The organism is Pseudomonas laurylsulfativorans (assembly GCF_002906155.1).
GTDB classification, from domain to species: Bacteria; Pseudomonadota; Gammaproteobacteria; order Pseudomonadales; family Pseudomonadaceae; genus Aquipseudomonas; species Aquipseudomonas laurylsulfativorans.
Genome location: NZ_MUJK01000001.1, coordinates 198574 through 212075 on the forward strand (window position 1 = coordinate 198574; position 13502 = coordinate 212075).

9 protein-coding genes are annotated in these 13502 nt (G+C 56.7%); 8 read left to right on the plus strand and 1 reads right to left on the minus strand.

Going from position 1 to position 13502, the window contains the following annotated elements; all coding sequences use genetic code 11:
• Positions 1-35 precede the first annotated feature (35 nt).
• From B0D71_RS00865 to B0D71_RS00890, 8 genes are all read left to right on the plus strand, one after another.
• Complete coding sequence (locus tag B0D71_RS00865; protein ID WP_165798667.1) at positions 36-1670, plus strand: amidohydrolase; 1635 nt, start codon at positions 36-38, stop codon at positions 1668-1670.
• 183 nt (positions 1671-1853) lie between these two features.
• The gene (locus B0D71_RS00870; RefSeq protein ID WP_103393045.1) at positions 1854-3179 is read left to right on the plus strand and encodes an alginate export family protein; all 1326 of its coding nucleotides are present in this window, start codon (positions 1854-1856) and stop codon (positions 3177-3179) included.
• Between the two features lie 17 nt (positions 3180-3196).
• Entirely contained in the window at positions 3197-3325 is a 129-nt protein-coding gene (locus tag B0D71_RS32050) for a hypothetical protein (protein WP_276310309.1), read from the plus strand.
• A gap of 1 nt (position 3326) precedes the next feature.
• A complete protein-coding gene (locus B0D71_RS00875; protein ID WP_103393046.1) occupies positions 3327-4661 on the plus strand; it encodes an APC family permease in 1335 nt (444 codons plus the stop codon).
• Between the two features lie 358 nt (positions 4662-5019).
• Positions 5020-8835 carry a beta strand repeat-containing protein gene (locus tag B0D71_RS00880; protein ID WP_103393047.1) on the plus strand — a complete coding sequence of 1272 codons (3816 nt, stop codon included), beginning with the start codon at positions 5020-5022 and terminating at the stop codon, positions 8833-8835.
• A 729-nt stretch (positions 8836-9564) separates the two neighbouring features.
• Positions 9565-11001 carry an IS1182 family transposase gene (locus B0D71_RS00885; protein ID WP_103393048.1) on the plus strand — a complete coding sequence of 479 codons (1437 nt, stop codon included), beginning with the start codon at positions 9565-9567 and terminating at the stop codon, positions 10999-11001.
• A 380-nt stretch (positions 11002-11381) separates the two neighbouring features.
• On the plus strand, positions 11382-12293 hold the full coding sequence (locus tag B0D71_RS31165) for an endonuclease/exonuclease/phosphatase family protein (RefSeq protein WP_276310310.1): 912 nt from the start codon (positions 11382-11384) through the stop codon (positions 12291-12293).
• Positions 12294-12295: 2 nt separating this feature from the next.
• A complete protein-coding gene (locus tag B0D71_RS00890) occupies positions 12296-12721 on the plus strand; it encodes a hypothetical protein (RefSeq protein WP_103393049.1) in 426 nt (141 codons plus the stop codon).
• A gap of 312 nt (positions 12722-13033) precedes the next feature.
• Here B0D71_RS00890 and B0D71_RS31170 read toward each other — a convergent pair whose 3' ends face one another.
• Positions 13034-13459, minus strand: a complete 426-nt coding sequence (locus B0D71_RS31170; protein WP_133160906.1) for a hypothetical protein — start codon at positions 13457-13459, stop codon at positions 13034-13036.
• Positions 13460-13502 lie beyond the last annotated feature (43 nt).

The window sequence follows — 13502 nt, forward strand, 5'->3', positions numbered from 1 at the left end:
TTCGCATAACAAGAAATTGAATGACCGGAGTTGCCATGACTATCGCAGCAGACTTGATCATCACCCACGCTGACATCCACACCATGGACCCGAGCCTGCCCAGGGCCCAGGCCATTGCCGTGCATCAAGGGCGCATCGTCGCCGTGGGCGACAACGTAGACATCGAACGCATGGCCGGCGTCGAGACGCGCCGCATCAACGCACAAGGGCAATTGATGCTGCCCGGTTTGCAAGACACCCATGTGCACTTTCAACTGAGCAGTGCCGACCTTTATCACAATGCGTCGTTGTACGCCGCCGCCAACCTTGACGAACTGCTGGCCGCCATTCGCGAGTTCGCCGAACGCCATCCCGACAAGGCCTGGATTCGTGGCGTCGGTTTCTCCTCCAGCGTGTTCAACCCGGAGGAACTCACCAAGGAATTACTGGACAGCGTGACGGGAGGGCGCCCGGCGCTGATGCTCGCCAACGATTACCACAACGGCTGGGCCAACAGCGCCGCCTTCGAGATCGCCGGGGTGACCGCAGGCAGCCCAGAGCCTGCGAACGGTAGCTATGTGCGCAACGCCGACGACACACCCAAGGGATGGCTGTTGGAGGATGCCATCTGGGCGATGAACCGCATCGCACCCGGGTACACGGATGAAGAGTACCTGGAGGCCATGCAGCACTACAGCAAGGAGTTCAACCGTCGCGGTATCACCGGCGTGCTGGATGCCATGGTCAATCGCAATTACATGAAAAACTACCAGGCCTCCCATGATCGCGGTGATTTGACGCTGCGGGTCCGCGCTACCTCGAAGGTTTTCGCGCACAAGCCGCTGGACGAGCAACTTCGCGAACTCAAGGACCTGCGCGAAATCTACCGGGGCGACCGGGTCAGCATGCACTCGGCAAAGTTTTTCCTCGACGGCGTGCTGGAAAGCGGTACGGCCGTGTTCCTGCAACCGCGTTGCGACACGGGTGGGAATGCCGAGTTGATGTTCACCCGGGAACAGATCAACACCTGCTTTGCGGCGTTTGATCGGGAGAAGTTCCAGTTGCACGTTCACACCATTGGCGACGGCGCGGTACGCGCCGCCGTGGACGGAATCGAGCATGCCCGCCAGATAAATGGCCAGTGGGATTCGCGTCACCAATTGGCTCACCTGCAAGTCGTGGCGCCGGCAGACATTCCCCGCTTCTCGTCCCTGGGCATCCTGGCCAATTTCCAGCCCTTGTGGGCCCAGCCGCAACCCGAGGCCGACGCCATCGCTGAAGCCATGCTTGGCGCGGAACGCAGCGAGTGGATCTTCCCCATCGGTGCTTTTGTGCGAAAAGGGGTGACCTGCATGATGAGCAGCGACTGGGGCGTCAGTACCTATGATCCGTTCGAGATCTTGCAGTCGGCCGTCACCCGCCAAAACGTCGGTGCCGGTCCCGACGATCCGGTACACAACCCGCAACACCGCATCAGCATCGAGGATGCGATCCGTGGTTACACGCTCAATGCTGCCCATGCTGCCTGGCGCGATGACTGCACCGGCAGCCTTAGCGTGGGAAAGTACGCGGATCTCATCCTGCTCGACCGCAATCTGTTCGAAATCGATCCCGGCGAAATCGCTCAGACCCAGGTGCTGCTCACCCTGCTGGAAGGGCAAGAAGTGCATCGGTCGCCAGACTTCGGCTGACTGATCGCCCCTGAACGGGGCCTTCCACGCCAATCAATTCACCTCACCCTCTGTTTCGGGCCGCCAGGCCTGGGGGGTTAGTGCGTGCGCGTGAATTGCGGCAGGGGGCTCCTGTCGCAGCCGTGGACGCATTCGCAGGCAGCAGATTTGCCATTACAACAAGAACAATCGGGAGAAATCAGTATGTCCTTCATCACCCAGGTGCGGGCGCTTTCGGCGCTCGGCGCGTTGATCAGCCAGTGTGCGTTTGCGGGGTATGCATTCGAGGCGGGCGACGTCAAAGGGGAGGCTACCCTGGCCGCCGGCGCGGCCAGCATCAACGCCGGTAACGTCAATTTCGGAGCCGGGCGCGTAGACCTGCGCAACGGCCGTAACACCGGCGAGCGTGCCGATTGGCAGGAGATGTATCTGAAACCCGGCGCGACCCTCGGCTACGAACTCAATTCGGGCCTTGAAGTATTTGGCGGTGCGTCGGCCGTAGGGGCCGCCACGTTTGGCGACGGCGATGCCGGTGGCTACACCCGCAGTTCAGACCATGACCTTTCTGTCGAGGCGTTCTATGCCGGTGTGCGCAAGGGCGACTGGACGCTCAGCGTCGGACGACAGGACTTCAAGGTCGGCACAGGGTTCATCGTCATGGATGGCAACCTGGATTTCTTCGACGATGGCGCCTACTGGATTGGCCCGCGTACGGCGTTTCGCGACTCCGCCATCGTGCGTTACGGCCATGATCGCCTCAGCGCCCAGGCCTTCAGCTTGCGCACGGACGACGATCTGGGTGACTTTCGCATGAACGGCCTGAACGTCGATTACGACCTGTCCGGTGCGGTGACGCTGGGGGCCATGGCGATGAAGGTCAACTCCCTGGACCGTGAAGCCAATCTCCAGAACCCGCGCGAGGGGATGCAGGTCTACAACCTGCGTGCGTTGCAGGGCAAGGTGCCCGGCCTGGATGACCTGACGCTGCATGGCGAATATGCGGTCGAGCGCGGCAGCGGTGCCGGCGTCGACTACGACGCCAGCGCCTGGTACGCCCAGGCCGACTATGCGTTCCCCTCAGTGGCGTTGCAGCCACTGTTGAGTTACCGCTATGCCTACTTCTCCGGTGACGACGACCCCAGCGATGCCAAGAAGAAAGCCTGGGACCCACTCAGCAAGGGCTACGTCGATTGGGGCACCTGGCTGATTGGCGACGTCGTCGGCAATTACCTGCTGTTCAACAGCAACGAGCGCGTCAGTCAGTGGACGCTGCGCACTCACCTGACGCCAACCGTTAGCCTGGGCGGCATTCATTACCAGTTCAGCCTGGATGAAAAAGTGCTCAACGGTGTGTCGGTCAGCGACCGACGCTTCGCCGACGAGAATGTCGTGTTCCTTGAGTGGACCCCGACCGCCAGTGTCTATACCAGCGTGTCGTACAACTGGGTCAAGCCCCTGGCGGCGGCCCGCGAAACCTACGGCAACGACGACTTCAGTGCCGTCGAGATGTTCATCTCCTACCGCTATTGAGCCAAACCCGAGTGTGGATGTGGCCGCTTTCGGCTGCGTCCGCGTTCATCAACCACAGGACTATCGCCGTGATCAACGCAGTAACCGGGCGCTTCAGTGCCGAACCCATTTTCTTCATCGCCCTGACCCTCGGGATGGAGATTTGAGATGTCCAATAATCCCGTCAAATTGACCGCCAGCCTCAGTCTGACCTCTGTGGTGCTGTTCGGTCTCGCGTACATGGCGCCCAGCCTGGTGCTGGTGATTTTCGGCGTCATCGCCCAGGTCAGTTCAGGCACCGCGCCCAGCGCCTTCCTGCTGGCCACCGGCGCCATGCTGTTATCGGCATTGAGCTACGCCAAGATGGCCAGGCTTTTTCCCGTTTCCGGCTCTGCCTATTTTTATGCCCGGCAAATGCTGGGCAGCCAGTTGGGCTTTCTGGTCGGCTGGTTGATCCTGCTCGACTACCTGTTCATGCCCATGGTCGCCTGGCTGGTTCAGTCGGTTTTCCTCAATGTGCAGTTCCCTGCGATACCCGTGTGGGCCTGGATGCTAATCAACATCGTGCTGACGACCTTGGTCAACATCTTGGGGTTGAGCCTGGCTGATCGCACGAACAAGTTGCTGACTGGATTGGGTATCGTCCTAGTATTGTTGTTTGTGGTTTTTTGCCTGATTTTCCTCGGGCATGAGCCACCGGTCTCCCTGACTGAGCCGCTATGGAACGCCAGCAGTACGCTCGTCGGTGTATCGGCGGCTGCCGCCGTGGCAGCCTATTCCTATCTCGGTTTCGACGCGGTCACCACCATGGCCGAGGACACTCGCGACGCGAAACGCAACATTCCACGAGCCGTGGTGTTGGTGATGGCAACGGCGGGGCTGCTGTTTGCGCTGGTGGCGTACATCATGCAACTGGTGCATCCCGGGGGCGTGTTCGAAGACGCGCAGATTGCTTCCTACCTGATGTCCGTTGAGGTCGGCGGGCAAGCCTTTGCGGATTGGCTCAACCTCGGATTCATCGTCTCCGGGTTCGCCTCGGGTCTCATCGTACAGTTGAGCACCAGCCGTCTGCTGTACTTCATGGGACGGGCAGATGTGCTGCCCAGGCCGCTGTTCGGTACATTGCACCCCAGGACCCGAACACCGGTTTTCAACCTGCTGTTCACGAGCGTCATCGGGTTGATCGGCTTGAACATCACGGTCGAAATGGCAACCTCATTCATCAACTTCGGCGCCTTCCTCGGTTTTACGGCGGTGAACCTGTGTGTCATCTGCTACTTCTACCGAACCCGCCGAACCCGCCGACTCGGACTGTTTGGGTATCTGCTGTTTCCGCTGCTGGGGATGTGCGTGAACCTTTACCTGGTGAGCCAGCTGAGTTCGACTGCGATCACCATCGGGCTCTGCTGGCTGGCAATTGGCGTGATCTACCTCATTTGGCTGACACGCGGCTTCCGCCGATCCGCACCGGAGCTGAACATGACCGAGCGAGCAGGGGGGTAGTGTCAGCGGTTGTTTTCGAGGGCTTCTGTATGCCTGCCAGCAGTTGTGCGCACAGCTTGCCCAAGTGATGGGAGGCGACGACCGGACGAGCGGGGTGGCAAATGGCTATATACAATGAGTGCCACTCTCTGTGCGGCCGGGCAGTAGAAGGTTGCAAGCGGGGGCTCTACGGCGACACCGATGCGCACAGCGCAGCCGGGTTTGTCACCCGGTTCACCAGCGCAAGCACCTTGGCCATGAGCGAACTCAATGAAAATGAGTGCTGACCTGCGGCTTCACCTCGCCTGTTACTGGTGACAAATAACAACACCGCCGCGTGGGTTGCCACTTGCGGCCCTGAATGAAGGAACAATCACACATGGCCGTGATAACAGGCACTACGAGCAACGATGATCGTTTGGGGACAAGTGAGGCCGACAGCATTACCGGCCTGGCGGGGGATGACATTCTCGACGGCGGTGCGGGCCAGGATAAGGCTATCTATACGGGCAACGCCGCCGACTACCGCTTTGGATGGAGCAACGGCCAACTGACGGTCACCGACCTGAATGTCGTGGGTGGCGATGAAGGTACCGATTACCTGCGTAATATCGAAAGCCTGCAATTCGCCGACAGGCTTCTGAGCGTCAAAGCGGGCGGTGAAAGTCGGGTTAGTACGCTGACGCCGATGACTTACGACAGTATCTCCATCACCGGGCTGGCCGACGGTGGGTGGCTGGTGTCCTTGCAGTCCTCTGATCCAGTCGTCAATGGGAAGGATATTTTAATCCAACGCTACAGTGCAGCAGGCGAGAAGCTGGGCGATGAGATTGCTGTCGCCCCTTCGCAATACAATCAGGAATATTCCGATGTCGCCGGGCTGGCTGACGGTGGCTGGGTGGTTACCTGGTACACCTATCAGTTTGTCGACACTGGCGACATCTATGCCCGGCGGTTCAGCGCGGCTGGTGAAGCCGTGGGTGAACCATGGCGCGTCAATACCCACACGGCTGAAAGCCAGAACAGCCCGGCTGTTACAGCACTGGGTGATGGTGGTTGGCTGGTGGTATGGATGTCGCGGGACGTCGCTGGCAATAACTTCACGATCGAGGCCCAACGCTATGACGCAGCGGGCATGGCTGTGGGGGGTGAAACCCAGGTCAACACGACGACTGGGGATAATCAGATCGTACACTACAGCACTGACGTGACGGCCCTGAAGGACGGTGGCTGGCTGGTGACCTGGCATGCGAATCACCCAGACGAAAGCCGCTTCGATATTTATGCCCAGCGTTACGATGCAACCGGTAACAGGGTAGGCAGCGAAACTCAGGTAAACACCAACACGCTGGATGTCCAGTACATTCCTGCGGTCACGGCCTTGAACGATGGTGGCTGGCTAGTGAGCTGGTCATCAACCAGCGTTGCTACCAATAGTAGCGACATCTACTTCCAGCGCTATAACGCCAATGGTCAGGCGGTCGGCGGTGAAACCCTCGTCATAAACAGCCCTCACTTTGCCACTCAGTCTCAGAGTTTCTCCGATGTAACGGCATTGGCTGATGGCGGCTGGGTGGTGACCTGGGAATCGGGCGGCGAACAGGATGGCAGTGGAATGGCTATCTATGCCCAGCGCTACAACGCCGCGGGCCAAGCCGTCGGTGGCGAAACCCTGGTCAACACCACCACCGACGGCTCACAGATTTCCGCCAAGGTCACGGCTCTGGAAGACGGCGGCTGGGCAGTGACCTGGGTGTCCATAGGACAGTCCAGTCATGTTAATGACGGTATCCATGTCCAGCGCTTCAGTGCCGATGGCACCGCGATGCGGCTGGAGGTCACTGGCGGGAGCGGTGACGACACGCTGAACGGTCAAGGCAACATGCTGCTGGCCGGGGGCACCGGCAATGATACTTATGCAGTGGGCGACAGCCTGATTCAACTTCGTGAAGAGCTGGGTGCCGGCACTGACACGGTCAAGTCGGCTGTGAGCTGGGTGCTGGGTGCCAACCTGGAGAACCTGACGCTTACCGGGACTTCAACGATCAATGGCACCGGTAACGGCCTCGCCAACACGCTGACCGGCAACGCCGCCGCCAATACGCTCAACGGCGGTGCCGGCGCCGATGTGATGATCGGCGGCCTGGGCAATGACATCTACTACGTCGACCATGCCAGCGACGTGGTCAGCGAAACCTCCGCCACCGGTGGCGTTGACACCGTCGTTTCCAGCGTCAGCCGCACCCTCGGTAACTACCAGGAGAACCTGACCCTCACGGGCAGCGCGGCGCTCACAGGCACGGGCAACAGCCTCGCCAACACGCTGACCGGTAACGCTGCCGCCAACCTGCTCTACGGCGGTGCCGGCAATGACTTTTTAAATGGCGGCGCAGGCGTCGACAGGATGACGGGGGATGATGGTTCTGACATCTACTACGTCGACAACGCGGCTGACGTCGTGGTTGAAACCAATGCCACGGTCAGCACCGGCGGCAGCGACACGGTCTACAGCTTTCTCAACGCCTACACCCTCGGCACCCATGTCGAGAATGGGCGCGTCCTCGCCACCGGGATCGCCGCCCTGACGGGTAACGGCCTGAACAACACCCTTTATGCCGGGGTCGGCAACAACGTCCTCAATGGTGGCATCGGCGTCGACACCGCCTCCTACCTCTATGCCGGCAGCGCAATCACCGTCAGCCTGGCCGCGACCACGGCCCAGGCCACCGGCGGGTCAGGCGCCGACACCCTGATCGCCATCGAAAATCTCACCGGCTCCAACTACAACGACAGGCTGACGGGCAACGCCGCCGCCAACCTGCTGAGCGGTGGTGCCGAAAACGATACGCTCGACGGTGGTGGGGGCAATGACGTTTTGAATGGTGGCACTGGCTCCGACGGGATGACGGGCGGTGATGGCTCCGACATCTACTACGTCGACAACGCTGGCGACGCCGTGGTTGAAACCAATGCCACGGCCAGCACCGGCGGCAGCGACATGGTCTACAGCTCTCTCGGCGCCTACACCCTCAGCGACAATGTCGAGAACGGTCGCCTCCTCGCCACCGGGATCGCCGCCCTCACGGGCAACGACCTCAACAACACCCTCTATGCCGAAGTCGGCAACAACGTCCTCAATGGCGGCACCGGCGTCGATACGGCGTCCTACTTCTATGCCGGCAGTGCAGTCACCGTCAGTCTCGCCGTGACCACGGCCCAGGCCACCGGCGGCTCGGGCGCCGATACCCTGATCGCCATCGAAAACCTCACCGGTTCCAACTACAACGACACGCTCACGGGCAACGCCGCGGCTAACTTGCTGAACGGTGGCGTCGGTAACGATACGCTCGACGGTGGGGCGGGCAATGACGTTCTGGATGGCGGCGCAGGCGTTGACAGGATGACGGGCGGCGATGGTTCCGACCTCTACTACGTCGACAACGCTGGCGACGTAGTGGTTGAAACCAATGCGATTGTCAGCACCGGCGGCAGCGACACGGTCTTCAGCTCTCTCGGCGCCTACACCCTCGGCACCAATGTCGAATATGGTCGGGTCCTCGCCACCGGGGCCGCCGCCCTGACAGGCAACAGCCTCAACAACACCCTCTATGCCGGGGCCGGCAACAACGTGCTCAATGGCGGCACCGGCACTGACACGGCCTCCTACGCCTATGCCGGCAGCGCCGTCAGCGCCAGCCTCGCCGTGACCACGGCCCAGGCCACCGGCGGCTCAGGCTCAGACACCCTGATCGCCATCGAAAACCTCACGGGTTCCAACTACAACGACACACTCACGGGCAACGCTGCCGCCAACCAGCTAAGCGGCGGCACCGGCAATGACATCCTGATCGGCGGAATGGGCAAGGATGTTCTCACCGGCGGCGCCGGCAACGACATATTCGATTTCAACGCCCTCGCTGAAACGGGGCTGACCAGCGCCACCTGGGACATCATCAGCGACTTCGTCCGGGGAGCCGACAAGATTGACCTGTCGACGCTGGATGCCAACACGGCGACGGCCACCAATGAAGCCTTTAACTCGGTCATCGGCAGTACCGCTGCCTTCAGTGCGGCCGGTCAGTTGAAGGTTTCAGGGGGCGTGCTCTACGGCAATACCGATGCCGACAGCGCTGCCGAGTTCGCCATCCAGATAGTCGGTCTCAACAGCGCGACCACGGCGGACTTTATGCTTTAACTTGCGAATCTGGCATCTGACAGGGTGGCGCGTAGCGAGTCACCCTTGATTTTCTAGATGCTCCAGGGCGAGTTGGTTTTCGTTGATATTGAAAAGCAGGGACGGGAGCCAGTCTGAGTTTGGCATCGCGATTCCTCTAGCAGTAGAAAATTGAGCTAGTGAGGGGAGTTTCAAGCGACTGGGAGGGCGTCGGAGGGAGAGGCGGCTCAGGAATTTTTTGCCGAAGGTTTTTTAGGGGATTGCGGAAATTGGCAAAAAAGATGCGGAAACGATGGAATCACCGACGCGTCCTTGGTCCAAACCCCAGAAACGACAAAGCCCTGAATAATCAGGGCTTTGTCGTATAAAGATGGCGGAGGCGATGGGATTCGAACTCATGGACCTGTTACAGTCGACGGTTTTCAAGTCCGAGATACAAACGCCCGTAATTCGTGGCCTGTAGCATGATTACGTTCTAATACGTTTGTTTTTTGGCTCCGCCGCAGGCCGCATTCTACAAGGGGTTGCATCAGCGTTTTGTAACGCGTTTTTCCGTTATTTTGACGATTTCGCAATGGTGCCGATGCGACGGTAAACACGTTCATATATGTCGCCCTCGGTATGCCCCAAGAGCAGGCTCGCTTCTGGCGGACTACTGCCTGTCCCGAACGACCGAGTTCGACCCAGGCTGTGTGAAAACGCCAGTGTTTGTCTAACCTTCTGATCGTCTAGATCGTATTGGGGGCGATCATGAAGCGATTCATTGAAGGTGAGGCTCGGACGCAAGTCACGTTGCTGCCTGAGTGCTTGGACGATTACGTAGCCGAAGAAAATCCAGTGCGAGTGGTCGACGTTTTCGTCGATGAACTCGACCTGGGTGCACTTGGATTTGAAGGTGTTGATCCTGCTGCAACGGGGCGTCCGGCCTACCATCCAGCGATCTTGCTGAAGATCTATATCTACGGCTACCTGAATCGGATTCAGTCCAGCCGCCGGCTGGAGCGCGAGGCCGAGCGCAATGTCGAGTTGATGTGGCTGACGGGACGTTTGGCTCCGGACTTCAAAACCATTGCCGACTTTCGCAAAGACAACGGCAAAGCTATTCGCAGCGTCTGCCGGCAATTCGTAGTGCTTTGTCGCAACCTCAATCTCTTCTCCCAATCAATCATCGCCATCGATGGCAGCAAATTCAAAGCCGTCAATAATCGCGACCGTAACTTCACCCAGGGCAAAGTGAAGGCACGCATGCAGCAGATTGAACAGAGCATTGACCGTTATCTAACAGCGATGGATTCGGCGGATCGGGCAACACCCGAAGTAGCCGAGGCCAAGGCCGAGCGGTTGAAAGAAAAGATAGAAACGCTGAAAAAGCAGATGCAGAAACTCAAGGACATCGAGGCGCAGCTCCACGACAGTCCAGACCAGCAAATCTCTCTTACCGATCCAGATGCACGCTCAATGGCCACGAGCGGCCGAGGCACCGGAACAGTTGGTTACAACGTCCAAACAGCTGTCGACGACAAACACCATCTGATCATTGCCCATGAGGTGACCAATGTTGGTAATGATCGTGGGCAACTGAGCAATATGGCGAACCAGGCGCGTGAAGAAATCGAGGCTGAATCGCTAACGGTGGTGGCCGACCGAGGCTATTACAAAGGTCTGGAAATCCTTGCTTGCGAGCAAGCCGGCATCACTACCTTCGTACCGAAACCCCTCACATCTGGCAGCAAAGCCGAAGGCCGATTTGGCAAGCAGGACTTCATCTACGTTGCTGCATCGGACGAGTATCGATGCCCAGCGGGACAGTTACTGACCCGGCGGTATTCGTCGGTGGAAGACGGCATGTTATTGCATTGTTACTACTTCTCGGGCTGCCAGTCCTGCTCAATGCAAAAGCAATGCACCACGAGTAAAGAACGCCGGGTAAAGCGCTGGGAACATGAAGCCGTAGTCGATGCAATGCAGGCTCGGCTGGATCATGATCCAACGATGATGAGGCGTCGCCGCCAGACCGTTGAACATCCTTTTGGAACGCTCAAATACTGGATGGGAAGTACCCACTTCCTGACCAAAACCCTGCCGAGGGTAAGCACCGAGATGAGCCTTCATGTGCTCGCCTACAACCTCAAGCGAATGATGAGCATCTTCGGCATTGCAGGATTGCTTGAAGCGATCAGGGCGTGAGTCCAGCCGCTTGCTCGCCCGTTAGTAGCGATTTGGGCCGCTGGCGCGGCCCAAATCGCATTTACGAACACCTATGTAGCTGACTAAGGTAATTCGCGCTTCCGTCTGCTGTTTCGCAGGCAACGCACGCAACTCTCCGTTATCGACGTACTCAGTGCGTTTTCACACAGCCTGGACCCATAGCTGTCTTACACCGTAGATAGCTATCGACCAGAACCAGGCATGAAAATCGTCCACAAAATCAGCATCCATTCATCGGTGTGAATTCGATGAATTTTGGCGCGCATGAAAAATTACAATGGACGGTCGCCTTGAGGACGTGATCACTGCTACCACAACCGCTATATTGGGGTAGTGGAGTTAGGTAAACGGAAGCTACAATGCTTCCAACGGAAAATTTTCGGCAGCTGGGTGAGACTGTGGAGTTAATATGCGCTTGGTGGAACTGTCGGCTATCCCCACCGAAAAATGGAGCAACCCAATATGCCATAACCGATGGATTTAACTTGGCAATATGTGAGTTGCTAGAGCGAGGCGTGGATATTTTAGGCCTGTGCGAAGTGGCGAGAAAGCATGTCAGTCATTTGGAAGTATTGTTAGAGGATCATAACTTAGAACGCTACAAGGTCCTTGACTTGTATGCGGGCGGAAAGTCAATTGATGATTTTTGCTTGATCTATAACTCTGACAAATTTTCCGCAGCAATTGCTCTAGATTCCGCCAATATAAGAGATGCCCTGACTAATACGTGGTTGAAGGCGGGGGTGTTTGCTCAGCTCCAATTCATGACTGGCGAAAAATTATTTGTTGGGCTTTCTCACTGGCAAAGTAGACAAACATTTGCAGAAGGAAGTGTAAATCGTCTTCGGCTCGGCCAGGCTCTGCGTACAAAAGTTACTGAATTTATGGATGAAAGTCCAAGTTCTCCAATTATTCTTCTAGGCGACTATAATGACGAACCGTATCATGACTCAATAGTAAGTGGGATAGGCGCTAGTCGAGATGTAGAGTTCGTGCGTAAGCGACCGCATTACTTTTACAACCCTTACTGGGGGTGCCTAGGGCCACGCGAAGGTACGTTCCCGCAAGGATCATACATTCACACCTCTGCAATCGAGGGAAGCGGAGGTGCGATCTATGACCAGATACTTTTCTCTTCTCATTTTTTACGAGATTGGAGATTTGAATGTGCAGGATCAGTTGTGGGCGACATCTCTATGCTTGAATCTGAAATGGTCTGGAGCGATGTTTCCGACCACTACCCCGTATTGAGCCATCTTGTAAGGAATTAGCCATGAAATTTTTAGACTCGATAAAATCCGGCATCGCTAAAGCCGAAGCGGCGGATCAAAACCTAAACGCTGTAACAGCCATTTTCAGTGAATTAAATGCAGAGTTATCTGATTACACGGATGGAAAGCTTAAAATCACTAGAACAATGAGTCTAAATTCAAAAGTTGCTGCCATAAGCGCTATGGGTTTAGAAAGCCCAGCAAGTGAGAATACTAAGTCAGATATCATATCGTTGAGCAGTAAAACCGAAAATAAAATTTATGCCGAGGTAGCAAGGTGGCGCCAGCATGTTAGCGGGTTCCCCTGCATGTTAAGCTTTGAAGGTAGAGAATACATTTGCGAAAATATAGAAGATCTAAAAGCAGCTTTAGGTGAATTGCTATCCTCTGTTATCTTCGGAAAGGCGCTTTCGAAAGCATTGCTTTAGGTTAGCAACGGGGCATTAGGTTGACTTAAAATTTGTATTGTTGCTTCCCTCTTAATTGTGAGTAGCGGCCGAGCTGCCAGTAGCACCTGCTTGAACCTACAGGGTACCTGCACTTGCATAGTCGATGTAGTTCGGTAGTATTTAGAGTTACGTCGAATTATCGTAATACCATCGACCGATTGCTTTTGGCCGATTGCTGTCCGCCGCGAAGGGCGGCAGTCGACCCAAAGAGGCTATTCGCTTTGTTCAGGTTGAGAAGAGACCGCGTCATGTAACCACCCAGTTACAAGTGCGAACGATTTAGGCGTATTCTCAGGAAAACTTAATTCCAGATAAGGTCAATCTCGCAAATGGATCTCCAGATCCAAACACCCAACCTTCAGGCATGGTCGTTTTCCAGCCACGTTGTTTATCCAACCGATCTTTTTCTTCTTCTGAAATTAGAACAATCGCAAGATGCCGCTCAATCATCTTTGCCACATCTTCGATAATCTTGCCTTCTTGATACATTTTTATGCTTTGGTCACGGATGAGGACACATGGCACAATATGCTCTCTATAATTTCCTCCGTTTGATGATTTTCCGCATATCAGCCACTCATCAGGTATTACGTGTTCAAAAATCCTGGTGCTGCCAACCCTACTTTCTTCCCAATGATCGCGAAATAATTCCGCAAGTCTTTTTATAGCTCTCAGCTTCTTTTCTGGTTGCGTACGCTTTGTCATGTTGGTTGCCATTTTTGCGCCTAACACACGACTTGTTCATTTTGATTGATGAGGA